Below are 26909 nucleotides of genomic sequence, written 5' to 3' on the forward strand. Positions count from 1 at the left end.
CCGCCAACCCGAACGCGGCCGGCTACGCGGCAACCAAGTTCGGTGTGGTGGGGTTTTCCGAAGCACTGCGACGCGAGGTGTATCAGCACAATATTCGCGTCAGCGTGATCGAGCCCGGCGTGGTGGAAACCGAGCTGCGCGAGCACATAGGGCATGCCGAGGTGCAGGCGGCGACCAACGCATGGGCCGAGGGCATGCGCCAGTTGCAGAGCCGCGATGTGGCTGAGACGATTCTGTTTTGCGTCTCGCGCCCGGCGCACGTCAATATCAACGAAGTGCTGATGCGCCCCACCGACCAGGAGCGTTGAGCATCGCCGCACTATCATGGGCGTTCTCGCCCAACAGGGAGCAGGACGATGACAGGAATCGAGACCCTTTCCGAGCAACGCTGCTACGGCGGCGTGCAAGGTTTTTATCGACACGATTCGACCCGTTGCGGCGGCCCAATGCGCTTTGCGCTGTACCAGCCGCCGCAGGCCGCTTTCGAAGTGTGCCCGGTGCTGTACTTTCTCGCCGGGCTCACCTGCACGGAAGAAACCGCGACCATCAAGGCCGGCGCGCAACGCCTGGCCGCCGAGCTGGGACTGATCCTGGTCATGCCCGATACCAGTCCGCGTCAGACCGGTATCGACGGAGCGACCGGCGACTGGGAGTTTGGCGAGGGAGCCGGCTTCTACGTGGACGCCACGCAGGCGCCGTGGTCGTCGCGCTTTCGCATGCACAGCTATGTCGCGGACGAACTGCCCAGCCTGTTGGCGCGCGCGTTTCCCATCGACAATGGTCGCTGCGGCATCACCGGTCACTCGATGGGTGGCCATGGCGCACTCACCATCGCGCTGCGGCATCCGCATCGCTACCGTTCGGTATCGGCGTTTGCCCCCATCGTGGCACCGACACAGGTGCCGTGGGGACAGAGGGCGTTGCCGCGTTATCTGGGGGACGATGAATCCGCCTGGGCCGACTACGACGCCTGCGAACTGGTGCGCAAGCAAACCTTTCACGGCAGCATCCTGATCGATCAGGGCGAGGCCGATGGTTTTCTCGCCAACCAGCTTCGGCCGGAATTGTTTGACCAGGCGTGCGCGGAGGCTGGGCAACCGCTGCTGTTGCGTCGTCATGCGGGTTACGATCACAGTTATTACTTCATCACCAGTTTCATCGACGATCACTTGCGCCATCACGCTCAGGCGCTGGGGCGGTTGTGAACCTGCTGCATCCCATCACCACGCCGCGCGCACTGATCCGCGTGGTCAATGCGAGTGACGCCGCGCGTGTGTGGCGTTATCGCGTGGCCAATCGCGAACATCTCGCGCCGTGGGAGCCGTTGCGTGACGCGAGCTACTTCACCGTCGAGCATTGCATCCATACGCTGGCCGAGATGCACCGTGCCGTGCAGCAGGATCGGTCGTATGCCATGGTGGCGTTGGACCTGGCCGGCGAAGAAATTCTTGCCAGCTTTACCTTGGCCAATGTGATGCGCGGTTCCTTCCAGGCCTGTCATCTTGGCTATAGCGTGGCCGCGCACTGGCAAGGGCTGGGCCTGATGCGCGAGGTGCTGGGCGCCGCGTTACCCTGGGCGTTCCACGCACTGGACCTGCATCGTGTGATGGCCAACTACATGCCCAGCAATCAGCGCAGCGGCCGCCTGTTGGAGCATCTCGGCTTCGAGCGCGAAGGCTACGCCAAGCAGTACCTGCAAATTGCCGGTCGCTGGGAGGATCACATCCTTACCGCGCGCCTTCGCACCGAATCCGCCTGAGTCATCCGGCACGCGCTGTGGCGAGCGCCAGAGGGCGATGCGTGGGGGCGGCGGGTGCGCGATGGAACGTCGGCACGATCGCCCGTCAACGCGCAGCGAAGGCTAAGGAACGATGGGGTTCACGCAGGGCCCTATAGCGTGCAAGGCCCTGCATGACGGCGCCGGCGAGTCAGTCGCCAGCCATCGCCTGGTTTGGAACGCCCAGAGGGGCGTCCCGGCTCAGGCCTTGGCGGCGGGGCGACGGCGGTTGCGCTGGCGCTGGCGATTGCCCTCGGCCGGACGGTCGCTGCCGCCGTGACCGTGGCTCGCGCCATGCGGGCGGCCCGGGCCCTGCGGACGGCTGCTGGAACCCTGCGGACGGCTCGGACGTGCTTGGCGCTGGCCTTGCACCGGACGCGGTGCGCCGGCGTCCAGGCGCAGCGGGTGCGAGGGCTCGTAACCGGCGACGTCGCTGATCGCGATGTCCTGCTTGAGCAGCTTGCGGATGTCGCGAAGCAGACCCGATTCCTCGTGGCTGACCAGCGACACGGCCATGCCGTCCGCGCCCGCGCGACCGGTGCGGCCAATGCGGTGCACGTAATCCTCGGCGACCATCGGCAGGTCGAAGTTGATCACGATGGGCAGTTGGTCGATATCGATGCCGCGCGCGGCGATATCGGTGGCCACCAGTACGGTGATGCGGCCCGACTTGAAGTCGCTGAGGGCGCGCGTGCGGGCGTTCTGGCTCTTGTTGCCATGGATGGCGGCAGCGCGCAGGCCGGCCACTTCAAGGAAGCGCACCAGCTTGTCCGCACCATGCTTGGTACGGCTGAACACCAGCGTCTGGCGGCGGCTGTCCTGGGACAGCACATGCAGCAGCAAGTCGCGCTTGTTGGCGGCGTCTACCGGGTGCACGTGATGCGTCACGGTGGTGGCGACCGTATTGGCCGGGGTCACCGACACTTCGCGCGGCGCATGCATGAACTGCATGGCGAGCGCCTTGATAGGCGGCGCAAAGGTGGCCGAGAACAGCAGCGTCTGACGCTTGCGCGGCAGGGCAGCCAGGATGCGCTTGAGCGCCGGCAGGAAGCCCATGTCGAGCATGCGGTCGGCTTCGTCCAGCACCAGCACTTCAACGCCGGAGAGGTCGAGCGAGCGCTGCTGCATGTGGTCGATCAGGCGGCCCGGCGTGGCGATGACGATATCCACGCCGCGACGCAGCGCCTGCATCTGCGGGCCCATGCTGACACCGCCAAAGATGGTGGTGCTGGTCAGGCGCAGGTGCTTACCGTAGTCGCGCAGGTTGTCATGCACCTGGGCGGCCAACTCGCGGGTCGGCGTGAGCACCAGTGCGCGCGGACGGCGCGTCGTGGCGGGTGCGCCATGTGAAAGATGCTGCAGCAACGGCAGCGAGAAGGCAGCGGTCTTGCCGGTGCCGGTCTGGGCGGCGGCGAGCAAGTCGCTGCCTTCCAGTACGACCGGAATGGCCGCAGCCTGGATGGGGGTAGGTTCGGCGTAGCCCTGTTCGGCAAGCGCACGCAACAACGCGGGCTCAAGGCCCAGCGATTCGAAAGACATGGAAGCTCCAAGCGCAACCCGGAGCGTTCATCGAACCGCGTTGCATTGATTCAAGAGGGAGGGAACGGCAGTGCCGTCCTGCGTATTGTAGCGCAAATGGCCGCCGAGCGCCTGGGTTGGATCAAAACGCCCTTCAGTACACCATTCCGCGCGGGCGCTCGGCCACGATGAGATAGCTATCGAACGGGGTTTTGCCGTGCAGCGAGCGCATGTGGACGTTCAGGCCGGCAGCCTCCATGCCCGCGCGCAATTCAGCGGCCGCGGGGTAGTGCTGGGCGCCCACGCGCATCCAGCCGCTCACGCGCAGGAAGAACTCCGAGCAGCGCGTGAACGCATAGCGCCAGCTCCGCTCGCGCAGCACGCTGCGCACGATCAGCAGGCCGCCCGGTGCCAGATGCGCGGCCGCATGGCGCAGCATCGCCTGCTGGTCGGCGGCGGACAGGTAGTGCAGCACGTCGAGCAGGGCAACGTGACCGCGCAGCGCCTGCGGCGCAAGCCCGTCGGCCTGGCGCAGCGTCAGTGCCCCTTCCAGCCCTGCCTGCCGAAGCGCGCGCTGTCCGGCAATGATCTTGCGTGAATCATGATCGACGCCCAGGTAGTCGGTGATCAGGCCATTCGCATGCAGGTATTGACCGAGCAGGCCGATACCGCAGCCGATGTCGAGCAGGGGCATCGGCCGGCGGGAAACCAGTTCGGCCGTGGCGGCATACGCCGGGTCGGTAGCGAGCTTGCCGCACACATAGCGGCGCTGGAACCAGTGGTCGTACGACTCGGCAATGCGATAACGGACCGTGTCATCCATGAGCGACATATCAGCCGACTCCTTGACTGCGTGATGTGAAGGCAAGTCTGCGGTACGTGCCGGATGCGTGCCAAGGCCCGCCCAAGGTCGGTCTTGCGCTACGCACGGCTTGATGGTTCGCTTGGCGCCCTGCGTGCCGCGCGGGCGGACACGACCATCCGGATGGAGTTGCCATGTCGCCGTTCGCGCCCCTGCGGGAGCTCAACACCACCCAGCGTCATACCGTGCTGGCCAGTTTTCTCGGCTGGACGCTGGATGCATTCGATTACTTCCTGCTCACCTTTGTGATCATCGGCGTGGCGAACGAATTCCACGCCAGCAAGGCGGATGTCACCTACGGTTTGTTCTTGACGCTGGCGGCGCGCCCGCTGGGTGCGTTGCTGTTCGGGCGGCTGGCTGATCGCTTCGGTCGACGACCGATCTTGATGCTGGATGTGATGCTGTTTTCGTTCTTTGAGTTGGCCACGGCGTTTTCCACCTCGTTGACCATGCTGCTGGTGTTGCGATTCCTGTTTGGCGTGGCGATGGGCGGTGAGTGGGGCATTGGCGCCTCGCTGGTGATGGAGTCGATTCCGCCGCGGGCGCGCGGCATCGTGTCGGGGCTGCTGCAAAGCGGCTATCCCTGCGGGTTCTTCCTTGGTGCGCTGGTGAACTGGCTGCTGGTGGATCACATCGGCTGGCGCGGCCTGTTTGTGGTGGGCGCGGTGCCGGCGCTGCTGGTACTGTATATCCGCCGCACCGTGCCGGAGTCCGAAGTGTGGCTGCAGGGGCAGGCCAGCCGCGAAAAGCGCGGGTTGTTCCAGGCGATGCGCGGGCACTGGAAGCTGGCGATCTACCTGATGCTGCTGATGGCGGCGTTCAACATGTTCAGTCACGGCTCGCAGGACATGTATCCGACCTTCCTGCAGTCGGACCTGCACATCCCGGGCGGCTCGGCCACGGCGTTTGTGTTGACGGCGCTGCTCAATATCGGTGCGTTGGTGGGCGGATTGTTCTTCGGTTCACTATCCGAGCGCATCGGGCGTCGGCGGGCCATCATCCTGGCCGCCTTGTTGGCCATTCCGGTGATTCCGCTCTGGATGCACGGCGGCTCGCTATTGCTGTTGGGTCTGGGCGCTTTCCTGATCCAGGTGATGGTGCAGGGCGCCTGGGGCGTGGTACCGACCCATCTCAACGAGCTGGCGCCGGACGAGGTGCGCGGCACGTTGCCGGGTTTTGCCTATCAGATGGGCAACTTGCTGGCGGCCATCACGGCCACCGCCCAGACCTGGATCGCCGCTCGCCACGGGGGCAACCTGGCCTTTGCCATGTCCTTCTGGATCGCCGCGGTGGCCCTGTTGCTGGCCGTCCTGGCCTGGCTGGGACCAGAGGCGCATGGGGTGCGCTTTGGCCGGGCCCAGGCGGGCGAGTAGACGGCCGGGCTGCTAGAATCCCGTTTTTGGATCCATCACGAGATACGCAATGAAGGCTGGCAAGGACAAGGTCATCTCGCTCCACTACACGCTGACGGTGGACGGAGAAAAGGTCGAGAGCTCCCTCGATCGCAACGAGCCGCTGTGGGTGCTGCTGGGCCATGGCCAGCTGATCCCGGGCCTGGAAAAGGCGCTGGAAGGCCACGAAGCCGGCGAGCAGCTGCAGGCGGAGATCGCCCCGGCCGAGGGTTACGGCGAGCGCCAGCAGGGTCTGACCCAGCGCGTGCCGAAGAAGTACTTCCAGCAGGCGGCCAAGCTCAAGCCGGGCATGACCACTGTGCTGGCGCTGAAGGAAGGCGGCCACCGCGTGGTGGTGGTGGAGAAGGTCGGCATGACCACGGTCGATGTGGATCTGAACCACCCGATGGCCGGCAAGGCGCTGACTTTCGACGTGACCATCAACGAAGTACGTGATGGCACCGAAGAAGAAATCCAGCATGGCCACGCCCACCCGCCGGGTGCCGAGGCTCACTGAGTTTCGGCTTTTCGACGCGAAAGGCTTTCGCTTAAGGGGCTGACCCTTACAACGGCAACGGCGCCTCACGGGCGCCGTTGTCGTTTCCGCATCCAGCCGATGAATCAGACCAGGGTGATCTGTACGTCGACGTTGCCGCGGGTGGCATGCGAGTACGGGCAGATATCGCGATGGGCCACGTCCACCAGTTCCTGTGCCACGTCGCGCTCCAGCCCCGGCAGGCTCACATCCAGCTTTACCGCGATGCCAAAGCCGGTGGGTTCGCGCGGGCCGATGCCCACATGCGCGGTCACCGAGGCGTCCTTCAGCGTTACGCCCTTCTGGCGGGCGACAAAGCGCACCGCGCCTTCGAAGCAGGCCGCATAGCCGGCTGCAAACAGCTGTTCCGGGTTGCTGCCCGCACCACCCGGGCCGCCCAGGCCCTTGGGTACCACCAACTGCAGGTCGAGCACGCCGTCGTCGCTCTTGGCGTGACCTTCGCGCCCGCCGGTGACGGTGGCGGTAGCGGTATAGAGAATCTTGCTGATGTTCATGGTGAATCCTCGCTGGGGGAAAGTTGGAGTTGCCGGGTGAGTCGCTTCAGTTCATCGCGCAACGATTGCATCTGATCGATGGACAGTTGCAGCCGCTGCGCCATGCAGGCGGGAACCGCGCTGGCCTGCTCGCGCAGGGACAGGCCAGCATCGGTGAGACGGATTTCCACTTCGCGCTCGTCTTCCAGGCGACGCTGGCGGGTGACCAGGCCGGCGGCCTGCAGCCGCTTCAGCAGTGGGGTGAGCGTTCCCGAGTCCAGCTGCAGGCGTTGGCCGAGTTCGCGGACGGTAAGGCCGTCCTGCTCCCATAGCACCAGCATCGCCAGGTATTGCGGGTAGGTCAGCCCCAGCGGTTCCAACAGCGGCCGGTACAGGCCGGTGACGGAGCGCGAAGCGGCGTACAGCGCAAAACACAGTTGCTGGTCCAGTAGCAGGTGTTGGGGGGAGGGGAGCCGTTTCATGTGCTAGATCATATGCTCAAAATTAAATTGTGTACAATTCAATTTTCCAATCGAAACGATAGGCCCGCTCTTTCCGTTAGTCGAGCAGTCGTTTCCCGAAAGCGAAGTGGTCGCGCCAGTAGGGCCCGTCGATATCGTCCAAGCGTACGGTGCCGCCACTGTTGGGGGCGTGTACGAAACGTCCCTTGCCCACATACACGCCGACGTGGCTGATGCCGCCGGAACTGGCGAAGAACACCAGGTCTCCGCTCACCAGTTCCGTCATTTGACGCACCTGCTGGCCGTTCATTTGCGACATTTCGCGGGAGCTGTGGGGCAGGGCGAGGCCCGCCGCATTGCGGTAGATGTAATCCACCAAGCCGGAACAATCGAAGCCGCCATCCGGCGTGTTGCCGCCCCAGCGGTAGGGCGTGCCGACCAGGGCAATGGCACGAAACAGCACATCGTTGGCGGTGCCGGCATTGGCCGCCGGAGCCCGCGCCGGTAAATCCGCCAGGCCCGAACGGGAATCCTTGAAGGTTGGCTGAGGCTTACGCGGCCCGCTGGCACAGGCTGCCAGCGTCAGGATGAACGTGCCCAGCAGCAGTTGCCGCGCCGTTCGCCACAGGGCGGGCGATAAGGACGGGACAGCGGCATCCGGGCACATCAGGCTTCCCCTCGGCGAGATTTGGTGCCGAGGTTATCAAATCAATGAGTTGGATGAAAGATTTCAGAGGATGCCTGAATTTATCTCGTGTCCTCTGAGCGAGGCTTGTCGACCGTGAGGTTGCGCTTGGTGAGGATGCGCCCGTCACGATCCGATGCCACCAGTCTGTAGTCGCCGGGCCGCAAGTAGAGGTTATTGATGCTGTTGTCCGCGGTGAACACGTAGCGATCGGCGGCGACGGCGTCGTCCCCCTCGTTGGCGTAGCGTGCTTCGACCACGCAGGGGATCTGCCGATCGCAAAGCTCGCTGGAAATCACCCGCGGCAAGCGCTGGCCGCCAAGGCTCAGCCAATGCGGGCGGCGCTGGTGTCCCGATGGGGGGAGGATCACATCCACATCGTGGCGGCTCGGATCGGAGGCCCAAACACTACCGTTCTGCCGGCCGATCAGTACCGAGGGCTGCGTGACGGGAAACCGTGCGAACAACTGCCGGTACAGATCGGTTTTGGGCATGGGGCCGATATCACGCCAGCGGGTCTGGTCGATGGAAAGGGGGTCGAATCCGCTGAGCTGCTTGAGCTGCATGGCCATGGGCTTGATGCCGTCGCCGAGGTTGCCCGGCGCCTTGTCGATGTGCGCATAGCCGGCATGGACGAAAAGGCGGGCTTTGGGGTCGTTGGCGAATACTTTCCGGTACAGCATGTTGGCCTGGCCGGCTTCCCGGTCGGCAAGCGCGTCCGCGTCCGACTCGTAACTGACGATATGAAAGCCAAGGCGTATGGCCTCGCGGATGATGTCGCCATAGAGCGGCTCATGAAGATACTCGCTACCGGAGTTGGGCGTGGGATAGCCACGCTTCATCAAATCGCTGTCGTTGTTGTTGAGCGCTTCGGCCGCGAAGTAGGTAAATCCTTCGGCGCGTAGCTTGGGCAGCAGTGCGAGCGTAAGTTCGCGGGTGTGGCCGTCGTGATGTGCTTCATTGATCATCACGATGTGCCGATCGGTCGCCAGCTGGGCAATTTCGGTGGCGGCATCCACCGCCTGCCAATCGTTGGGGTCGGGCAGTGTAATGGCCGTCTGTACGCGGTTATCGAAGGGAAAGTCGATCAGCGCTTCGTCGTAGAGGCCCAGCTCGTCCTCGGTGGTGGCGAGCAGTTGTTGATCGATGAGGCGATCATCGCGACTCAACTGCGGCATCACCTGCCGCAAGTAGCTGTAGCGTGACAGTTCGTTCTTCATGTGTGCGGTTTCGGTGAACAGGTCGCGCGAAACCTGTGTGCCGGACGACGCCGTGGCCGGTTGTTGCGGCGGTGATGGCGTCTGAGGAGCGGCGAAGGCCGGCATGGCAAGGGCAGCGATGCAAGCCAGGCTCCAGCGCCAGAAATACAACCTCCTGCTGTACTTCATATCGGATGGATACATCGCTCTGACTCCCGGGGTTAGGGTCGGGCAATTGCGACGCTACAATGGCTCTATGGATGCTTCACGCAGTGATGTGTTGATTCTTGGCGGCGGCGTTATCGGCCTGGCCTGTGCTTATTACCTGCTGAAGTCCGGAGCGACCGTGCGCGTTTTGGAGCAGGGTACCCCGGGTTGCGGCAGTTCGCACGGCAATTGTGGAACGATTACTCCCAGCCATGCCGCTCCCCTGGCTATGCCCGGCATGCTCGGCGTGGCTTTGCGCTCGATGCTGCGCGCCGATGCGCCGCTTTACCTCAATCCTCGCTTGGACGGTCAGCGCCTTCGCTGGCTGCTGGGCTTTGCGCGCCATTGCAATTGGCGCGACTTCGAGCGTGCGGCCCAAGCCCGTTCGGCCATCCTGCAACGCTCGCGTCGCTTGCTGGCCGAGCTGGTGCGCAGCGACCATCTGGATTGTGAGTACGGCGAAGAGGGCGAGTTGTACGTCTATCGCACCGGTAAAGCCCTGCAGGCGGACGAGCGGCATCACGCCGATTTGCTCGACCGCCTTGGCGTGGAGGTGGAGCGCCTGCGTGGTGACGAGGTGCAGGGGCGTGAGCCGGCCTTGAAGCCGGGCGTGGCGGGCGGCCTCTTCCATCCCGGAGATGCTCGGTTGCGGCCGGACCGCTATGCCGCCGAGTTGGCGCGGCGTGTGGTGGAATTGGGCGGCGTGATAGAAAACGCGGCGCGTATCGATCACTTCGGTACGGAGCAGGGGCGCATCGATTTCGTGCGTACCACGCGGGGCGTGTTCCGTGGCGACCGCGTGGTGATGGCGCTGGGGGCGTGGTCCCCGTTGCTGGGCAAGCTTCTGGGCTTACGTCTGCCCATGCAGCCAGGCAAGGGATACTCGATCACTTACACCAGGCCTCCATTGGCGCCACGGCATGCCCTGGTGCTGCGTGAGGCGGCGGTGTGCGTCACTACCTGGGAAAGCGGATACCGATTGGGCAGCACGATGGAGTTCTCCGGCTATGCCGAGGGCCTCAACCGTACGCGCCTGGATGCCTTGCGTCGCGGCGCCGCCGAAGGGCTGCATCAGCCGGAGGGGCCGCAAATGCTGGAGGAATGGTGGGGCTGGCGGCCCATGAGTGTCGATGAGGTGCCCATCATTGGCCCGAGTACTCGCTATACCAACCTGACGCTGGCGACCGCACACGGCATGCTCGGTGTAAGCATGTCGGCGGCGACCGGCGAGCTGATCGCCGCGCTGCTGCGCGGCGGTGCGCCAGCCATCGATCCCGCCCCTTTCGCACCGGCGCGGTTCGGCATATGACATTGACGCCGCGTGTTCGCGGTGCCCGTTACGGTGCGTGCCTTCCTGGGAGACGGCGATGGCCGAATCGTTTGATCTGATCGTGTTGGGCGGTGGTTCCGGCGGCCTGGCTGCCGCACTGCGCGCGGCGCGTCACGGCGCGCGTGTTGCCCTGCTCGAACCCCATGCCTTGGGTGGTACCTGCGTTAACGTGGGGTGCGTGCCAAAGAAGGCGCTGTGGTTTGCCGCGCAGTTGGCGCAGGGGCAACGCCTGGCGTTGGACTATGGCTTCGCATCGCAACCGGGCGCACTCGACTGGGAGTATTTTCGCCAGTTGCGCCAAAACTACATCGACGGCATTCGGCAACGCTATGCCGCACGCTTGCGCGATGCCGGTGTGCAGCTCTATCCCGAGATGGGCCGCTTCGTGGCGGCCGATCGCGTGGCAACCTCCGGCGGTGGTGAGTTGCGTGCCGCCCATACGGTGATTGCCACGGGTGGTCGACCGCGTCGCCTGGACGTGCCGGGCTTTGAGCTGGGCTTGGTATCGGACGACATCTTCGCGTTGCGCTCGCTGCCGCGTCGTATCGCCATCGTGGGTGGCGGTTATATCGCGGTGGAATTCGCCGGCCTGCTGCGCGCGCTGGGCAGCGAGGTGACATTGTTCGTACGTCAGCGGCTGCTGCCGGGCTTTGACGTGGAGCTGGTCGATGCGCTGGAAGAGCGCATGCGCGCGGAGGGCATCGAGATAGTGTCCGGCGCGCGTGCCCTGGGGCTGCGTCGCGAGGGCGAAGGCACCGTATTCGACGATGCGACGCATGGCAGCGTGGGCCCCTTCGACGCCGTACTGTGGGCCGTGGGGCGCATCCCCAACAGTGATCGGCTGGATCTGGAAGCCGCCGGCGTAGCGCGTAGTGCGCAGGGCGACATCCTTACCGACGAGTGGCAGGCCACCAACGTGCCGGGCATCTATGCCGTTGGCGACGTAACCGCGCGCGTCGAGCTAACGCCCGTGGCGGTGGCGGCCGGCCGGCGCCTGGCCGATCGCCTGTTTGGTCGGCAGCCGGACAGCCGGCTCGACTACGACAACATTCCCAGTGTGGTGTTCGCCGAGCCGCCCCTGGCGCGCGTGGGGCTGACCGAGGCCGAGGCGCGCGAGCGCCATGGCGACGGGGTGCGCGTATATCGCAGCCGCTTCACGCCGTTGCAGTGGGCGGTGGCAGGTGTGGGCACCAAGACGCTGATGAAGCTGATCTGCGTTGGCGAAGACGAACGGGTGCTGGGTATCCATGTGCTGGGGCCCGGGGCCGAGGAGATGCTGCAAGGCTTCGCCGTGGCAATGAAGATGGGGTTGCGTAAGCGCGATCTGGACGACACCGTGGCGATTCACCCCAGTTCGTCCGAAGAGTTGGTGCTGATGTCCTGAGGCGAGGCGGCTAGACTGGCCGGATGGACCTCGTCACTTTGCATCGCGGCACCGCGCCGCTACTGATCAGCCTGCCGCACGATGGCAGCTTCATTCCCGATGCCATCGCGGCGCGCATGCGCCCCGACGCGCGCCGCTCCGTCGATACCGATTGGCATGTCAGCCGGCTGTACGAGCCGCTGGCCAAGGCGCTGGGCGCCAGCCTGTTGCGGCCGCTGTCCTCGCGTTACGTGGTGGATCTCAACCGGCCGGCCGATGGCCAGGCGCTCTATCCGGGGCGTCGCGAAACGGGGTTGGTGTCCACTATTGGCTTCGATGGGGCGCCGCTTTACCTCGATGGCGCCGAGCCGACGGCCGAAGAAATTCAACAGCGGGTGAATGCATTCTGGCGCCCGTATCACGACGCGCTTTCGCAAGAACTTGATCGCCTGTGCGCCGAGCACGGCCGTGTCGTGCTGTGGGAAGGCCATTCCATTCGTAGTCGCGTGCCGATGCTATTTGAAGGCCAACTGCCTGACTTCAACCTCGGTACCGCTGATGGCGCCAGCTGCTCGCCGGCCTTGCAGCAGCGTCTGCAAAACGCGTTGGATGGCCAGTCGCGCTATAGCTTTGTGGTGAATGGTCGCTTCAAAGGCGGCTACATCACGCGTCACTATGGGCGGCCGGAAGCGGGCGTGGAAGCGGTGCAGCTGGAGTTGTCCCAGCGCAATTACATGGACGAAGACAGCTTCGCTTACGACGAGACCAAGGCGGAAAGCTTGCAGGTGCTCATCGCCGAACTGCTGCGCCAGTGCGTGGCTTGATCGCAAGAAGATTCGATGCGTGTTAGGGACTTGCAATGTCAAGCCGCGTGCGCCGGAAATCGCGCGTTGTCGACACATCAAAAGAGTTCCTGCGCGCGTCAAAACATGCCATGTTTTAGCCGTCGCGCCGCCCGTGTCGCCGGGTTCCGGCCGGGTCCGCGGCATTCGACGTTCGAGGCTCATCACTATGCGTAAGTTCGCGATCGCTTCCCTGCTTGTGGCGGGTGTGGCTCTCTCCGGTTCCGTGCTGGCCCAGAATGCTGCCCCGCAGGCTGCGCCCGCGACCCCCTCGGCCTCCGCTGCGCCGGCTGCTTCTTCTTCGCATCACCACAAGAAGAACAAGTCCGCCAACGGTCAGCCGCAGGGCACCAAGCAGAAGGGCAGTCACTCGGCCAAGCGCACCGCTAAGGCGCCGCTGCCGGCGACCGAGCCCAGCCACTGATAGCTGGCGCTTGGGTCATAAAAAAACCGGCGCGTGAGCGCCGGTTTTTTCGTGCCCGATCGATTCGCCTCAGCGACGGGGCAGCGCTGCCACGCATTTGAGCTCGATAGCGATGGGCGTGGGCAGCGCGGTAACGCCCACGGTGGTGCGACAGGCATCCACGCCGGCGAAATGCTCGGCGTAAAGGCGGTTGTAGACCGGAAAGTCGCGAGCCAGGTCGGTAAGGAAAACGGTCACGTCGACCAGATCCTCCCAGCGCGCGCCGCTGTCCTCCAGCACGGCGCGCACATTGGCGAACACCTGCCGGCATTGCGCCTCGATGTCATAGCCGACCAGTTGGCCCTGAGCATCGTGCACGTTGCCGGGAATGGCGTTGCTGCCGGGCTCGCGCGGCCCCACGCCGGAGAGGAACAGCAAATCACCCACCCGCCGAGCGTGTGGATAGGCTCCCACCGGTGCAGGCGCCCGCGCGGTGCGGACGATGTCGCTCATCGATTGAACTCGGGAATGGTGCCCAGGCGCTGCAGGGCGTGCTCATAGGCGGGCTTGAGCTCCTCGCGCGAACTCACGTGCATGCCCAGGTCGTTCACATGGCCATCGAAAAGGCTATAGCACCAGGCATGCACCGAGAGTTTTTGGCCGCGTTCCCAGGCGTCCATCACCATAGTGGTGTGGCAGACGTTGACGGCCTGCTCCATGGCGTTGAGTTCGCACAGGCGCGCGTTGCGCAAATTCATCAGCTCGATGCCGGTGAGCCGGGTGGCGTGCTTCTGCGCTACATCGCCCACATGGCGCAGCCAGTTGTCGACCAGGCCCATGCGGCGATCATCGAGCACGGCCTGCACGCCGCCGCAACCGTAATGGCCCACGACCAGGATGTGTTCCACCTTGAGCACGTCCACGGCGAACTGGATGGTGCTCAGGCAATTGAGGTCGGTATGCGATACCACGTTGGCGACATTGCGCTGGACGAAGATCTCGCCTGGTGGCAGGTCGACGATCTGCGTGGCGGGCACGCGTGAATCCGAGCAGCCGATCCACAGGTACTTGGGCGCCTGCTGTTGGGCCAGGCGTTCGAAGAAGCGCGGGTCCTGCGCGCAAACGGACGCGGTCCATGCGCGATTGCTGTCGAGCAGATTCTGGAGGGGGCTTTTCACGGCGATGCTCTCTCAGTAGCGAATACAGATGTTTTTCGGTTCGGTGAAGAAGCGTAGCGCCTCGGTGCCGCCTTCTCGGCCCATGCCTGATTGCTTGGTGCCGCCAAAAGGCGTGCGCAGGTCGCGCAGCAGCCAGCAATTGATCCAGACGATGCCAACATCCACTTGTGCCCCGAAGCGGTGGGCGCGGGAGAGGTCGCGCGTCCACACCGAGGCCGCCAGGCCATAGCCCGAGCCATTGGCCAGCGCCAGCGCTTCGGCTTCGTCCTCGAACGGGATCAGGCAGACCACCGGTCCGAAAATTTCGTGTTGATTGGTATGGGTATCGTTGGCAAGGCCTTCGACGACGGTGGGCGCCACAAACCAGCCCTCCGCACAGCGACCGGCAAGCTGCACGGCGTCGCCACCGCACAGAACGTGGCCGCCTTCGGCGCGCGCCTGCGCGATGCAGCCCATGACCTTGTCGTAGTGGGCCTGGGACACCAGCGCGCCCACGTCGCTGCTGGCATCGCTGGGGTCACCCACGCGTAACGCCCGCACGCGGGCGAGATACAACTCGCGGAAGCGCGCGTAGATGGAGCGCTGCACCAGCAGGCGCGAGCCGCACAGACAGATTTCGCCCTGGTTGGCAAAACCCGAGCGCACGATGGTGTCAAGGTTGGCATCCGAGAGATCGGCATCCGCGAAGACCACGGCGGGATTCTTGCCGCCCAATTCCAGCGAAAGTTTCTTGAACTGCGGCGCGGCGGCGGTGGCGATCTGCGCGCCGGTGCGGGTGCTTCCCGTAAAGGACACGGCCTTCACCGCCGGATGCTCCACGATGGCGTGCCCCACCTCCGGGCCACGCCCTTGCACGATATTGAGTACGCCCGCGGGAAAGCCCGCTTCCATGCTCAGCTCACCCAATAGTGCGGCGGTGCAGGGAGTGATCTCCGATGGTTTGGCAACCACGGCGTTGCCCGCCGCCAGCGCGGGGGCGATCTTCCAGGTGAATAGGTAGAGCGGCAGGTTCCATGGGCTGATGCAGCCGACCACACCCAGCGGTTGGCGCAAGGTGTAGTTGATGGCGCCCGTTTCCATGGCATGCGATTCGCTGCTCCACGGCACGATAGCGGCGGCAAAGTAGCGCAGGTTGGCGACTGCGCGAGGAATGTCCAGGCTGCGTGCCAGGTTCAGTGGCTTGCCGCTGTCACGCGACTCCAGCGCGGCGAACTCTTCCAGCCGGGCTTCGATCAGGTCGGCCAGTCGATTCAGCAGGCGCGCACGCTGCTCGGTCGGCGTGGCACTCCAGGCGGGTGCGGCACGTTGCGCGGCCTGAACCGCATCATCGACGTCAGCGGGAGAGGAGTCCGGGCACAGCGCGAAGATCTGGCCCGTGGCGGGTTCGAATACGTCCAGCCAACGGTTGTCGCGCGGCGCCTGCAGGCGACCATCGATCAGATTGGCGAGGCGCAGGCTTGGCATCTGCACAAGTTTAAGACCTGAGGCGTCCAATTGCACCGGACGCCCCCGTATGCGGTGGACGCTCAGCTAAGCGCACGCGTGCGCCCACCATCTACCGCGATGCTCACGCCATTGACGTAGGCCGCGGCAGGCGTGCACAGAAAGGCGACCACGGCCGCCACTTCGGCGGCGTCGCCGAAGCGACGTGCAGGCACCGTGGCCAGCATGCCCTGGGCGATGTCCTCTTCACTGCGGCCGCTGGCCTGGGCCTGCGCGGAGAGCAGGCCATCCAGCCGTGCGGTGCGGGTATAGCCCGGCAGCACGTTATTCACCGTGATGCCGTCGATGGCCAGTTCCGATGACAGCGTCTTGGCCCACGCGGCCACGGCGGCACGCACCGTGTTGGAGACGCCAAGGCCTGCGATGGGTTCTTTCACCGAGGTGGAAATGACGTTGACGATGCGTCCGTAACCGCGCGCGCGCATGCCCGGCAGTGTGGCTTGCACCAGGGTCTGACCGGCCAGCAGGTGCTGGCGAAAGGCGGCTTCGAAGGCACTTGCCTCGGCGGTATGCGCCGGGCCGCCTGGTGGGCCACCGGTGTTGTTGATCAGGATGTCCAGCGGTTGCTCGCCCACGATATCCGCCAGCGCGGTGCGCAAGGCATCCGTCTGCTGCATATCCACCGCGAACCAACGATGCAGCTGTCCGTGCTTGCGCGGCAGCGCATCGGCGGCAACTTTCAGCGCATCGGCAGCACGAGCCAACAGCGTGACGCTGGCGCCGAGTTCGGCCAGCTCGATCGCACTGGCGCGGCCAATGCCTTGGGAGGCGCCGCATACCAGCGCGTGATGTCCACTCAGGTCCAGCTGCATGTCGGCTCCTTGTGGAAGAGGGAAGGGTAGGCTAGCGCGCGCTGAACTGGATACCGAGCGCGGCGAACCAGCACAACCAGGCGGCCCACAGGCTGAAGCGCCAGACGCGACGCCAACGTGTGATGGCGCCGTCCTCCAGTGCGGGCAGTACCGGGGAGCGCAGGGCCAGCTGCAGGCGTATCCAGGTGCGCACAAGGTTGGCGGGGCGCCCTTCGGCGTCGGTAATGATTCGCCACTCGTTTGGGTGGTTACGGCGCAGCAGCGAGGCCACGCGGTATTGCGCCGCGAAGTGCAGCACAAAGCAGATCACGCCGGCCAACAAAAAGGATAGATAAAGCTCAAGCATGCGCTGCGTCGTTTCCAAAGAGCCAGGTGGCGGGTTCAGCCGTTGGTCGCACTGCCCGCCGGCGGCGTAGAGGTTTTGTTCTGTGCGTCCGAGGCATTGTTGTTCTTGGATGCGTCGGCCTTGTTGTTCTCGCCGATGCCCGGCAGCGGAATGGTGTCGCGCAGCGTGTTGAGTACGCCGTTGCCCTGCGAAGGTTTCGCACAGATGGCATTGTCCACGGCGTCCTTGTAGGTCTTGTCCATCAGGCCGAGCCACACCGTGCCATCAGGGCCATGCGGCACTTTGAAGGTGCCGGCGGCGGCCATCTTGACCGGCGCCTCCGCGGAGAAAGCCGCGGGGGATTGTTCCCAATACGTGCTGCCGGCTTGTTGCTTGGCCGAGCTGTACAGCACCAGATAGCGTGCGCGCTTATCGGTAACTTCCACGCTGCCGAACGCGCCCGTGGTTTCGTCCGTCCAGCCCATGTGTTCACACAGCCCGATATCCTGGGTATTGATCGGTTGGAACGCCTCATCCAACAGCACCAGCGTCGGTGCGAACAGATAGCTCGCGCGCAACCAGCGGCCGTTGAGCTCCGACTTGAAGGCGATCCGGTAAGGGAACTGCGTTTCGCGCGGGAGACTGAAAGCCAGGAAATAGCTACGGTCGCCGTTGAGATTTGCCACCATGCTGCCCGGTCCGAGCACGAACTTCTTCGGCTGCCAGGGCAGGGCGTTCTGGTAGGAGAAATCCGCGAAATTACTGCAGCAGGGGGTGGCCTGCTGCAGCGCCTGCTTTGCCTGATCCAGGCCGCTGTGCGTGTCTTCGGGCGGACGGAGGTTGGGTGGCACCAGCGTTTTCACACTGTGACATCCCCCTGCCATCATGGCGGCGGCGACAAGGAACGTGGCAAGGATAGGGTGATAGCGCATGGATGGACCGTGGCTCAGAATTCAGCCGTACCCGCCGCACGCGGAAAGGGTATGGCGTCGCGAATGTTGGACAAACCGCACACGTAGACCAGCAGGCGCTCGAAGCCGAGGCCGAAGCCCGCGTGCGGCACGGTGCCGTAACGGCGCAGGTCACGGTACCAGCTGTATGTGGCCGGATCGAGGCCGAACTGCGTCATGCGGCGGTCCAGGTAATCCAGGCGTTCTTCGCGCTGAGCGCCGCCGATGATCTCGCCGATGCCCGGGGCCAGCACGTCCATGGCCGCCACGGTTTTGCCGTCGTCATTGAGGCGCATGTAGAACGCCTTGATCTGCTCGGGATAGTTCATCACCACCACCGGGCGGCCGACGTGCTTCTCGGCCAGGTAGCGCTCATGCTCGGTCTGCAGGTCGATACCCCAGGCGACTGGGAACTCGAACTTCTGACCGGACTTCTTGAGGATCTCCACCGCATCGGTGTAGTCGATGCGTTCGAAGGGCTCGGCGATAAAGGCTTCCAGACGGCTGATCGCATCCGGCTGTACGCGGTCGGCGAAGAACGCCATATCATCCGCGCGCTCCTCCAGTACGGCCTTGAAGATGGCCTTGAGGAAGCCCTCGGCGCAATCAGCATTGGCGTGGAGGTCGGCAAAGGCGATTTCCGGCTCCACCATCCAGAACTCGGCCAGGTGGCGTGGCGTGTTGGAATTCTCGGCACGGAAGGTGGGGCCAAAGGTGTACACCTTGCTCATGGCCAGGCAATAGGCCTCGACGTTGAGCTGGCCGGACACCGTGAGAAAGGCTTCGCGGCCGAAGAAATCCTTGCGGAAATCGATCTTGCCATCCGGCGTGCGCGGCAGGTTCGCCAGGTCCAGGGTGGACAGGCGGAACATGTCGCCAGCGCCTTCCGCGTCCGACGTGGTGATGATCGGCGTATTGATCCAGAAGAAGCCCTGCTCGGTGAGCCAGCGGTGGATCGCCGTCATCATGGTGTGGCGCACGCGGGTCACTGCGCCAAACAAATTGGTGCGCGGGCGCAAATGCGCCACTTCGCGCAGGAACTCCATGGTGTGCGGCTTGGGCTGAATCGGATAGGTCAGCGGGTCGTCGACGAAGCCGGTGACTTCCACCGTATCGGCCTGAATCTCAAAGCGCTGGCCCTTGCCCTGCGAGGGCACCAGCGTGCCGGTGACGATCAGGCCCGCCCCGGTGGTGAGGTGCTTTACCTCGTTCTCGTAGTTGGCCACCTTGTCCGTGACCACCGCCTGGATTGGATCGAAGCAGGAGCCATCGGTCACATTCACAAAGGAAAGGCCGCCCTTGGAATCGCGGATCGTGCGCACCCAACCGCGCACCGTAACGACGCTGCCGGCCTCGATGCTGCCGGAAAGAGCCTGCTTCACGCTCGATAGAATCGGGCTAACCACCGCCATGGATTGAAACTCCTGCTGGGTGCCGCATATCGGGCACGTAAGACGAACGGAGCATGATAATGTACGTGCTGTTCAGGTAGCGACCCTTCGCGCCCGAATTCCGACCATCGAACCATCCGGATAGTTGCAGTGCCCATGACCATCACCATCACGCCCGCCGCCAGCGAACGCATGCGCTCCTTCCTTGCCGGTACCCCCGGCGCCGCGGGTGTACGCTTTGGCGTCAAGCGCACCGGCTGCTCGGGTTTCGGTTACGTGGTGGATCTGGCCGACGTGGTCGGTGTGGACGATCAGCGGGTCGATGTGGACGGCGTGCCCCTGATTGTCGACGGCAAGAGCCTGCCCCTGGTCGATGGCACCGTTATCGATTTCCAGCGCCAGGGCCTCAACGCCAGTTTCGTGTTCCATAACCCCAACGCCACCGGCGAATGCGGGTGCGGCGAGAGTTTCACTGTCGGCTGAGACAGTGCGCGGGGGCCATACGGTTTTCGGCTTGCCCCAAACCCCTGAATTCCCTTATAGTTCCGCTTCTGTCCGGCCCTGATGGGTTCGGATGGAACCTTGCCTCACCGCATAGTGCGGGAGGCTGCCAGGCCCTAAAAAGGCCGCATCCACAAGGAGTTACCACACGATGTCCCTGCGACATTACGAAGTCGTGTTCCTGGTCCACCCTGACCAGAGCGAGCAGGTCCCGGCGATGATCGAGCGCTACAAGGCGCTGATCGAGACCGACGGCGGCAAGATTCACCGCCTGGAAGATTGGGGCCGCCGCCAGTTGGCCTACCCGATTGTGAACCTGGCCAAGGCTCACTACGTCATGCTCAACATCGAAGTGAGCCAGAACGCGCTGAACGAGTTGGAGTCGGGCTTCCGCTTCAACGACGCCGTGCTGCGTCACCTGGTCATCAAGCGCGATGACGCTGACACCGAGCAGTCCTTCATCCTGAAGTCCAAGGAAAAGGATGATGCCAAGTCCTCGCGTCGCCGCGACGACGAGCCGCGTGACGACAACGATCGCGACAGCGACGACTGATCAGGAGCCTAAGCCATGTCCAAGTTCTTCCGCCGCCGCAAGTTCTGCCGCTTCACGGCTGAGAAAGTGAAGGAGATCGATTACAAGGATCTCAACACCCTTCGCCAGTACGTGACCGAGAACGGCAAGATCGTGCCGAGCCGCATCACCGGTACCAAGGCCCGCTACCAGCGTCAGCTGGCGACCGCTATCAAGCGCGCCCGCTTCCTGGCTCTGCTGCCGTACACCGACAACCACGACGTCTAAGTCGTGGCGCGCGCCGGGCATTCACCTGGCGCGCCGTCTCACTCTTCGGACAACCGTCCACGGCTGCGTCGGGCCACACCGGCGCTAACGAAAAGGAATACCCATGGAACTGATTCTTCTCGAGAAAGTCCGCAACCTCGGCAACCTGGGCGACAAGGTCAAGGTCAAGCCGGGTTACGGCCGTAACTTCCTCCTGCCGCAGGGCAAGGCCGTCCCGGTGAACGCCGCCAACCTCGAAGCTTTCGAGAAGCGCCGCGCCGAGTACGAAGCCAAGGCCGCCGACGCTCTGTCGGGCGCCGAAAGCCGCAAGGCCAAGCTGGAAGGCGTGACGGTGACCATCACCGCGAACGCCAGCCCGGAAGGCAAGCTGTACGGCTCGGTCGGTCCGCGCGAAGTCGCCGAGGCTCTGGAAGCCGCCGGTTACGATGTGCACAAGAACGAAGTGATCCAGGGCGAAGGCCCGATCCGCCACACTGGCGAATCCGATGTCGTGATCGCTCTGCATGCTGACGTGCAGACGCAGGTCAAGGTGATCGTGGTCGGCGAGAAGTAAGTCGCCGCCCGTCGCTAGCAGTACCCAGACGGGCGCCCTCGGGCGCCCGTTTTCTTTGGTGGGTGGGTAGCCGGAAGAGTTGGGTTTATCCACAGTCACCCACAGGTTATCCACAGAGTTATGGTCTCGCGGCCTGAGATGGCGCCGCGTATGCTCTTTGCCTAACGTCATGCCGCCGTTGTCGTTTGCCGACACGCTGCGAGGAATCGCGATGTCTTTCGTTCCAGATTCATCTGACCGTCCTGAGCGCTCCGAGCGTTCGGAGAGGCGCGGTCGCGGCGAACGCAAGTCGACGCCCCAGATCGATGCGCTGAGGATGCCGCCACACTCCATCGATGCGGAGCAGGCGGTGTTGGGCGGCCTCATGCTGTCCCCGGATTCGCTGGACAAGGTGGCCGATCGCCTGAGCGAGGAGGATTTCTATCGTCGCGATCATCGCCTGATCTGGCGTGCCATTACCGAGCTGGCCTCCAAGGGCATGCCATGCGATGCGGTGACCCTGGGTGACTGGTTCGAAGGCAATGGCCTGGCCGAAATGGTTGGCGGCGCCGCCTACCTGATTGAACTGGCCAACACCACGCCGAGCGCGGCCAATATTGCGGCCTACGCCGAAATCGTGCGCGAGAAATCGGTGCTGCGTCAGCTGATCGATGCTGGTACTGGAATCACCGAGGACGGTTACCTGCCGGAAGGAAAAACCGTGCAGGAGGTGCTGGAGCGCGCCGAGCAGCGCGTGTTCAAGATTGCCGAGTCGGGTGCGCGCGGCAAGAAGGATTCCGTGTCCATGCGCGAGGCGGTGAAAGACGCCTTTCGCATTCTGTCCGAGCGTTACGAGAACAAAGGTCAGCTTACCGGTATTTCCACCGGATTTTCGGACCTGGATGAGCTCACCTCGGGCCTGCAGCCATCCGACCTGATTATCGTCGCGGCGCGCCCCTCCATGGGTAAAACCGCATTCTCGGTGAACATCGCCGAAGCGGCGGCGCTTCGCGGCAAGAAAGCGGTCGCGATCTTCTCGATGGAAATGTCGGCCTCGCAGCTGGCTTTCCGTATGATTTCTTCGATTGGCCGCATTCACGCGCAGCATCTGCGTAACGGTGACCTGGCTGAAGAAGATTGGCCGCGCGTCACCAATGCCATCGCGATCCTTTCCGAAGCAAAGATCTTTATCGACGACACGCCCAGTCTGTCCCCGGTGGAAATGCGCTCGCGTTCGCGCCGCCTCCATCGCGAGCATGGTGGTCTGGGCCTGATCGTCATCGATTACCTGCAGCTGATGCAGGTGCCCGGCATGAAGGAAAACCGCGCGACCGAAATTTCGGAAATCTCGCGCTCGTTGAAAGGTCTGGCCAAGGAGCTCAATTGCCCGGTGATTGCACTGTCGCAGTTGAACCGTTCATTGGAACAGCGAGCCGACAAGCGTCCGATGATGTCGGACCTGCGCGAATCGGGCGCCATCGAGCAGGACGCGGACGTGATCATGTTCATCTACCGCGACGAGTACTACAACAAGGAATCGCCGGATAAGGGCTTGGCCGAGATCATCATCGGCAAGCAGCGTAACGGCCCGACTGATACGGTGAAGCTGGCTTTCCTCGGTCATTACACCAAGTTCGAGAACTACGCGCCCGACTCTTTCGTGGGCGCGTTCGAGTAAGCCTGCACAACGCGGCTTTAGGCGCCGTTACGGTATGGGAACGGCGCCTGTACCATCAGCGGCCTTTGCGCCGCCTGCACATAAAACAGGGGAGAGGTTCACACCCCTGGGCGCAGCCTCGTAACCGGTTTCCAGGTACGAGGTGCCACCTATGTCACTTATCCTGCTGCTCATCATCGTCCTGCTTTTGCTTGGCGCGTTGCCCACCTGGCCGTATAGCCGCAGCTGGGGCTATGGGCCCAGTGGTGGCCTTGGTCTGGTCATTATCATCCTGATCGTGTTGCTGGTATTGGGCGTCATCTAAGGTGTCGCCATGAATAGATCGACGGCTTTTATGTGGTCGGTGTCGGTTTGCCTGATGCTCGGTGGTTGCGGGAGCAGCACCCGAATTGTCCAGGACGATAAGACATGCGGGCAGCAGATGATCGACCTGCAGAACGCACGGGCTGCAGGGGCTATCACGCAGTCCGAATACGATAAGGCGCATCGCGCAGCCATGGGGCGCTGCACGAGTCGTTGAGTTGGCTTTGCCATCGGGCTGCCATCGATAGGGCTCTTGGACGCCGTGCCGACGCGTTAGCTTGGGTGACGTGGACGGGCTCCCGAGGCAAGGCTGCTAAGCTTTAGCCTTACCCCGGATTGCCCGGTCCGCTTCTTCTACCTCGTCATTCATCAGGCGCGCCTGCCCAGGCGCCAAGCAGGCATGAGCCGTACTACTGTCGCCACCATCCATCTGGGCGCCCTGCGCCATAACCTCGCCCGCATCAAGGCGCTGGCGTCACCGGCCAAGGTGATGGCGGTAGTCAAGGCCGATGCCTACGGGCATGGATTGGAGCGGGTGGCGCGCGCGCTCGATGGGGAAGCGGACGCCTTTGCCGTGGCGGCCTTGGGTGATGGCTTGCGCCTGCGCGCAGCAGGACATCGGCAGCGCATCGTGGTGCTGTCGGGGCCGGACCGGGCCAGCGATATCGCCGAGATGCAGCGTCTGAACCTGGATGCGGCCATCCATCATGAGGCGCAGCTGCAATGGCTGCGCGAAGCTTCTCCCTCGCGCGGCTTGCTGCGTGTATGGCTGAAGGTGGATAGCGGCATGCATCGCCTGGGCTTTGCGCCGGAAGCGGTGGCGTTTGTGCATGGTCAGCTGTCGACCATGGCGGGCATCGATCCGGAGATCGGTCTGTTGACCCATTTCTCCGATTCGGAAGTGTTCGGCGGCGAGCAGACGCCGGCGCAGATGGCGCGCTTCGCCGCAGCAACGAAGGATTTGCACGGGCCGCGCTCGCTCTCCAATTCGGCCGCCGTGCTTGGCTGGACGGCGGCACGTGGCGATTGGGTGCGTACCGGTGGGCTGCTATACGGGCTTTCCGTGGTGGGTGGAAAGACCGGAGCGGACTTCGGCTTTCGCCCGGCAATGACGTTGAGCACGCGCCTTATTGCGGTCAATCGCATCGGCCGAGGCGAGCACGTTGGCTACAACGGCACCTGGACCTGCCCGGAAGATATGCCCGTGGGTGTGGCTGCCGTGGGCTACGGCGACGGCTACCCGCGCAGCGCGGTAGCTGGCACGCCGGTACTGGTTGGTGATCGCCGGGTGCCGCTGATCGGTCGCATATCGATGGATCTGATTACCCTGGACCTGCGCAACGCGCCCGAGGCCAAGGTGGGCGACAGCGTCACGTTGTGGGGGCCGGAGTTGCCGGTGGAGTTGATCGCGGCGGAGGCAGGCACGATCTCCTACGATCTCACCTGCGGCATGACCCGTCGTGTGCTGTTCGTCGAGGACGAGAGCTGATCGCGGTTCGGCGCGTCTCGTTGTCTGCGATGGCGGCCCGTTAAGCTCCTGCCGTCGCGCCACTCTTCCAAGGATTCCCCGCATGGCCAAAGCCAAGACCGCCTACGTCTGTACCGATTGTGGTGCGGAGCACTCCAAGTGGCAGGGCCAATGCATCGAATGCAATGCCTGGAATACCTTGAGCGAGATCGTGGTGCAGCCCGCCGTTAAATCAGCCGGCGCGGCGCGTAGCTCGGGTTACGCAGGTGGTGCGGCAGGTTCGCCCAAGGTCACGCCACTCACGGCCGTGGCGCTTACCGCCGAAACGCGCACGCTCACCGGCATCGGGGAGCTGGATCGCGTGCTGGGTGGCGGCCTGGTCGATGGCTCGGTGGTACTGATCGGCGGCGATCCTGGCATTGGCAAATCCACACTCTTGCTGCAGATGCTCGGCACGCTGGGGGCGCAGGTGCCCAGCGTATATGTCACGGGCGAGGAGTCGCTGGGACAGGTTGCCTCGCGTGCGCAGCGCCTGGACCTGCCGTTGGGTCCGTTGCATGCGTTGGCCGAAACCTGCATCGAGCGCATCATCGAGCAGGCACTGGCGAGCAAGCCGCGCGTGCTGGTGATCGACTCCATTCAGACCATCTGGACCGAATTGCTGACCGCCGCGCCGGGCTCGGTGAGCCAAGTACGCGAATCGGCCGCCAAGCTCACCCGTTTCGCCAAGGAAACCGGCACATCGGTGTTCCTGGTGGGGCACGTGACCAAGGAGGGCGGCATCGCCGGCCCCCGCGTGCTGGAGCACATGGTGGACGCGGTGCTGTATTTCGAGGGCGAATCGGGGAGTCGCTTCCGTGTCTTGCGTGCCTTCAAGAATCGCTTTGGTGCGGTCAACGAGCTGGGCGTGTTCGCCATGTCGGAGCGCGGGCTGCGCGAAGTGCCCAATCCATCGGCGATCTTTCTTTCTGCGCACAGTGGCCCCACGTCGGGCAGCGCCGTCATGGTCACCCGTGAGGGTACTCGTCCGCTCTTGGTGGAAGTGCAGGCGCTGGTGGACCAATCCTCGCTGGGCAATCCTCGCCGCGTAGCGCTGGGTTTGGAACAGAATCGCTTGGCCATGTTATTGGCGGTGTTGCATCGTCATGGTGGCGTGGCGGCTTATGACCAGGATGTGTTCGTCAACGTGGTCGGCGGTATTCGGGTACAGGAGACGGCGGCGGATCTGCCAGTGCTGCTCGCCGTATTGTCGAGCCTGCGCGACCGGCCGTTGCCGGAGAAGACCATTGCCTTCGGCGAGGTTGGCCTTTCCGGCGAGATTCGTCCGGTGCCCAATGGCGAGGAGCGGCTGAAAGAGGCCGCGCATCATGGCTTCCAGAAGGCAGTGGTGCCCAAGGCCAACGCGCCTAAGAAGGGCAAGGTCGGCGAGATGGAGGTGGTGGGTGTGGAGCGCCTGTCGCAAGCGATCGACGCCGTTCGCTGAACGATCGTGAAGTGCCGCGGATGGCCGGCACGCGTGTCGTCATCCAAGAGTGGTTAGTCTGCGGCTCCCAGTGTCGATCAGGCAGGATGCTGTATGTGGCGCAAGCGAGAGCGTGGCGGGTTGCGATGGACGGCGGTGCTGCTGGGTGTGGTGTTCGCCGGTGCGGTATTGGCTCAGGATGAGGCCAAGCCCAACGAGCAGGTCACCGGCACCGGTGGCCGCTTTCTTCATTACAGCTCCAAGCAGGTCAACGTCGACCTGACCGAGCAGGATCAGGAAACGCTGCAGCGCGTGCGTGACCATCGTTACGCCGCGGGGCTGGAGCCGGCGTTGGACGCCGTGCTCACGACGCTACGCGATCAAGGTTACGTGGCGACCAGCATCGACCGGGATTTTCATCTGATCGAGGCACGCCACGACGAAGTGCTGGTGAGCAAGGGGCGCGAGACCTTGCGCGGCTTGCTCAAGTCCAAGATGGCGTTGCCGGGAAAGCCCGATCACCAGACGACGGAAGCATTGGTCCTGTTGATGCCCGCGACCGATGGGCAGGGCGTACTCGCACGGACCCGGTTTCGCCGCACGATCTGGGACAGCAATGGCGATTCCCGCACCAGCGTAGTGAGTGAAGCCGAAACCTACGAGCAGTTCTACGCCGCGCTGGCCGCGCACCTGTCGCGCTGAGCCAATCGGGGATTATTCGGGCGGCAGCGCCTGGAACGCGGGCAACTGCTCGGCGCGCACCGATAGTGCGACCAGGGCAGGGTAATCGCGAGGCCCCAAGGCATCGCGCGCCACCTGTTGGGTGAAGCGCCAGGCCACGGCCGTCGTGAGATCGGCCTGGCTGAATCCGTCGCCGACCAGCCAGTCACCGGCAGTGGCTTCAGCGTGCTGCTCCAGTATCGCGTACGCGGCGTTGAGC

General features: G+C 64.1%; 32 protein-coding genes. 18 read left to right on the forward strand and 14 right to left on the reverse strand.

Going from position 1 to position 26909, the window contains the following annotated elements:
• The 3 genes from JHD67_RS16070 to JHD67_RS16080 all read left to right on the forward strand — a co-directional run.
• Window positions 1–308, forward strand: a 308-nt coding sequence (locus tag JHD67_RS16070; RefSeq protein WP_199100245.1) for an SDR family NAD(P)-dependent oxidoreductase, incomplete at its 5' end; no start/stop codon positions are given.
• A gap of 48 nt (window positions 309–356) precedes the next feature.
• The gene (fghA, locus tag JHD67_RS16075) at window positions 357–1205 is read left to right on the forward strand and encodes an S-formylglutathione hydrolase (protein ID WP_233171964.1); all 849 of its coding nucleotides are present in this window, start codon (window positions 357–359) and stop codon (window positions 1203–1205) included.
• Entirely contained in the window at window positions 1202–1759 is a 558-nt protein-coding gene (locus JHD67_RS16080; RefSeq protein ID WP_199100246.1) for a GNAT family N-acetyltransferase, read from the forward strand. Before fghA ends, JHD67_RS16080 begins: the two co-directional genes overlap by 4 nt.
• Before the next feature lie 219 nt (window positions 1760–1978).
• Here JHD67_RS16080 and JHD67_RS16085 read toward each other — a convergent pair whose 3' ends face one another.
• Together JHD67_RS16085 and JHD67_RS16090 are read right to left on the reverse strand one after the other, a co-directional pair.
• Window positions 1979–3316 carry a DEAD/DEAH box helicase gene (locus tag JHD67_RS16085; protein WP_199100247.1) on the reverse strand — a complete coding sequence of 446 codons (1338 nt, stop codon included), beginning with the start codon at window positions 3314–3316 and terminating at the stop codon, window positions 1979–1981.
• A 133-nt stretch (window positions 3317–3449) separates the two neighbouring features.
• Window positions 3450–4127, reverse strand: a complete 678-nt coding sequence (locus tag JHD67_RS16090) for a class I SAM-dependent methyltransferase (RefSeq protein WP_233171965.1) — start codon at window positions 4125–4127, stop codon at window positions 3450–3452.
• A 164-nt stretch (window positions 4128–4291) separates the two neighbouring features.
• Here JHD67_RS16090 and JHD67_RS16095 point away from each other — a divergent pair, with 164 nt between their 5' ends.
• Complete coding sequence (locus JHD67_RS16095; protein WP_199100248.1) at window positions 4292–5530, forward strand: MFS transporter; 1239 nt, start codon at window positions 4292–4294, stop codon at window positions 5528–5530.
• A 49-nt stretch (window positions 5531–5579) separates the two neighbouring features.
• Window positions 5580–6065 (forward strand): peptidylprolyl isomerase, encoded by a 486-nt coding sequence (locus tag JHD67_RS16100; RefSeq protein ID WP_199100249.1) that lies wholly within the window; start codon window positions 5580–5582, stop codon window positions 6063–6065.
• Between the two features lie 104 nt (window positions 6066–6169).
• Here JHD67_RS16100 and JHD67_RS16105 read toward each other — a convergent pair whose 3' ends face one another.
• From JHD67_RS16105 to JHD67_RS16120, 4 genes are all read right to left on the reverse strand, one after another.
• Window positions 6170–6598 carry an organic hydroperoxide resistance protein gene (locus tag JHD67_RS16105; protein WP_199100250.1) on the reverse strand — a complete coding sequence of 143 codons (429 nt, stop codon included), beginning with the start codon at window positions 6596–6598 and terminating at the stop codon, window positions 6170–6172.
• A complete protein-coding gene (locus tag JHD67_RS16110) occupies window positions 6595–7059 on the reverse strand; it encodes a MarR family transcriptional regulator (RefSeq protein WP_199100251.1) in 465 nt (154 codons plus the stop codon). Before JHD67_RS16110 ends, JHD67_RS16105 begins: the two co-directional genes overlap by 4 nt.
• Window positions 7060–7135: 76 nt before the next feature.
• A complete protein-coding gene (locus JHD67_RS16115) occupies window positions 7136–7705 on the reverse strand; it encodes a C40 family peptidase (protein ID WP_199100252.1) in 570 nt (189 codons plus the stop codon).
• 80 nt (window positions 7706–7785) lie between these two features.
• On the reverse strand, window positions 7786–9126 hold the full coding sequence (locus JHD67_RS16120) for a hypothetical protein (protein ID WP_199100253.1): 1341 nt from the start codon (window positions 9124–9126) through the stop codon (window positions 7786–7788).
• Window positions 9127–9178: 52 nt separating this feature from the next.
• On the opposite strand from JHD67_RS16120, the gene JHD67_RS16125 reads away from it, so the two are divergent.
• From JHD67_RS16125 to JHD67_RS16140, 4 genes are all read left to right on the forward strand, one after another.
• Window positions 9179–10438 carry an FAD-dependent oxidoreductase gene (locus JHD67_RS16125; protein WP_199100254.1) on the forward strand — a complete coding sequence of 420 codons (1260 nt, stop codon included), beginning with the start codon at window positions 9179–9181 and terminating at the stop codon, window positions 10436–10438.
• Window positions 10439–10496: 58 nt separating this feature from the next.
• On the forward strand, window positions 10497–11843 hold the full coding sequence (gene gorA, locus JHD67_RS16130; protein WP_199100255.1) for a glutathione-disulfide reductase: 1347 nt from the start codon (window positions 10497–10499) through the stop codon (window positions 11841–11843).
• Between the two features lie 23 nt (window positions 11844–11866).
• Window positions 11867–12646: an N-formylglutamate deformylase gene (hutG, locus tag JHD67_RS16135; RefSeq protein ID WP_199100256.1), complete on the forward strand. Its 780-nt coding sequence runs from the start codon at window positions 11867–11869 to the stop codon at window positions 12644–12646.
• A 187-nt stretch (window positions 12647–12833) separates the two neighbouring features.
• Window positions 12834–13088 (forward strand): hypothetical protein, encoded by a 255-nt coding sequence (locus JHD67_RS16140; RefSeq protein ID WP_199100257.1) that lies wholly within the window; start codon window positions 12834–12836, stop codon window positions 13086–13088.
• Window positions 13089–13157: 69 nt separating this feature from the next.
• Here JHD67_RS16140 and JHD67_RS16145 read toward each other — a convergent pair whose 3' ends face one another.
• The 7 genes from JHD67_RS16145 to asnS all read right to left on the reverse strand — a co-directional run bounded on the left by JHD67_RS16145 (window position 13158) and on the right by asnS (window position 19247).
• Window positions 13158–13580: a Rid family hydrolase gene (locus JHD67_RS16145; RefSeq protein WP_199100258.1), complete on the reverse strand. Its 423-nt coding sequence runs from the start codon at window positions 13578–13580 to the stop codon at window positions 13158–13160.
• On the reverse strand, window positions 13577–14245 hold the full coding sequence (can, locus tag JHD67_RS16150) for a carbonate dehydratase (RefSeq protein WP_199100259.1): 669 nt from the start codon (window positions 14243–14245) through the stop codon (window positions 13577–13579). Before can ends, JHD67_RS16145 begins: the two co-directional genes overlap by 4 nt.
• Window positions 14246–14257: 12 nt before the next feature.
• The gene (locus tag JHD67_RS16155; RefSeq protein ID WP_199100275.1) at window positions 14258–15709 is read right to left on the reverse strand and encodes an aldehyde dehydrogenase; all 1452 of its coding nucleotides are present in this window, start codon (window positions 15707–15709) and stop codon (window positions 14258–14260) included.
• A 62-nt stretch (window positions 15710–15771) separates the two neighbouring features.
• On the reverse strand, window positions 15772–16560 hold the full coding sequence (locus JHD67_RS16160; RefSeq protein ID WP_199100260.1) for an SDR family oxidoreductase: 789 nt from the start codon (window positions 16558–16560) through the stop codon (window positions 15772–15774).
• Between the two features lie 31 nt (window positions 16561–16591).
• Window positions 16592–16906, reverse strand: a complete 315-nt coding sequence (locus JHD67_RS16165; protein ID WP_199100261.1) for a hypothetical protein — start codon at window positions 16904–16906, stop codon at window positions 16592–16594.
• Between the two features lie 35 nt (window positions 16907–16941).
• Window positions 16942–17817 carry a MalM family protein gene (locus JHD67_RS16170; RefSeq protein ID WP_199100262.1) on the reverse strand — a complete coding sequence of 292 codons (876 nt, stop codon included), beginning with the start codon at window positions 17815–17817 and terminating at the stop codon, window positions 16942–16944.
• A 14-nt stretch (window positions 17818–17831) separates the two neighbouring features.
• A complete protein-coding gene (gene asnS, locus JHD67_RS16175) occupies window positions 17832–19247 on the reverse strand; it encodes an asparagine--tRNA ligase (protein ID WP_199100263.1) in 1416 nt (471 codons plus the stop codon).
• A gap of 135 nt (window positions 19248–19382) precedes the next feature.
• Between asnS and JHD67_RS16180 the strand changes: the two genes are divergently transcribed.
• From JHD67_RS16180 to JHD67_RS16220, 9 genes are all read left to right on the forward strand, one after another.
• On the forward strand, window positions 19383–19709 hold the full coding sequence (locus JHD67_RS16180) for an iron-sulfur cluster assembly accessory protein (RefSeq protein WP_199100264.1): 327 nt from the start codon (window positions 19383–19385) through the stop codon (window positions 19707–19709).
• Between the two features lie 169 nt (window positions 19710–19878).
• Window positions 19879–20280 carry a 30S ribosomal protein S6 gene (gene rpsF / locus JHD67_RS16185; RefSeq protein ID WP_199100265.1) on the forward strand — a complete coding sequence of 134 codons (402 nt, stop codon included), beginning with the start codon at window positions 19879–19881 and terminating at the stop codon, window positions 20278–20280.
• Window positions 20281–20295: 15 nt separating this feature from the next.
• On the forward strand, window positions 20296–20526 hold the full coding sequence (gene rpsR, locus JHD67_RS16190; protein WP_017462785.1) for a 30S ribosomal protein S18: 231 nt from the start codon (window positions 20296–20298) through the stop codon (window positions 20524–20526).
• A 103-nt stretch (window positions 20527–20629) separates the two neighbouring features.
• Window positions 20630–21079 (forward strand): 50S ribosomal protein L9, encoded by a 450-nt coding sequence (gene rplI / locus JHD67_RS16195; protein WP_199100266.1) that lies wholly within the window; start codon window positions 20630–20632, stop codon window positions 21077–21079.
• 211 nt (window positions 21080–21290) lie between these two features.
• A complete protein-coding gene (locus tag JHD67_RS16200; RefSeq protein ID WP_199100267.1) occupies window positions 21291–22736 on the forward strand; it encodes a replicative DNA helicase in 1446 nt (481 codons plus the stop codon).
• Between the two features lie 151 nt (window positions 22737–22887).
• Complete coding sequence (locus JHD67_RS16205; RefSeq protein ID WP_199100268.1) at window positions 22888–23040, forward strand: DUF3309 family protein; 153 nt, start codon at window positions 22888–22890, stop codon at window positions 23038–23040.
• 399 nt (window positions 23041–23439) lie between these two features.
• Window positions 23440–24528, forward strand: a complete 1089-nt coding sequence (gene alr, locus JHD67_RS16210) for an alanine racemase (protein WP_199100269.1) — start codon at window positions 23440–23442, stop codon at window positions 24526–24528.
• An 82-nt stretch (window positions 24529–24610) separates the two neighbouring features.
• Window positions 24611–25990 (forward strand): DNA repair protein RadA, encoded by a 1380-nt coding sequence (radA, locus tag JHD67_RS16215; protein ID WP_199100270.1) that lies wholly within the window; start codon window positions 24611–24613, stop codon window positions 25988–25990.
• A 93-nt stretch (window positions 25991–26083) separates the two neighbouring features.
• Complete coding sequence (locus JHD67_RS16220) at window positions 26084–26671, forward strand: hypothetical protein (protein WP_199100271.1); 588 nt, start codon at window positions 26084–26086, stop codon at window positions 26669–26671.
• Between the two features lie 12 nt (window positions 26672–26683).
• On the opposite strand, the gene JHD67_RS16225 is transcribed toward JHD67_RS16220, so the two are convergent.
• The coding region (locus JHD67_RS16225; RefSeq protein ID WP_199100272.1) for a glutathione binding-like protein at window positions 26684–26909 on the reverse strand (226 nt) is incomplete at its 5' end.

This window comes from Dyella sp. ASV21 (genome assembly GCF_016428975.1).
Classification (GTDB): Bacteria; Pseudomonadota; Gammaproteobacteria; order Xanthomonadales; family Rhodanobacteraceae; genus Dyella.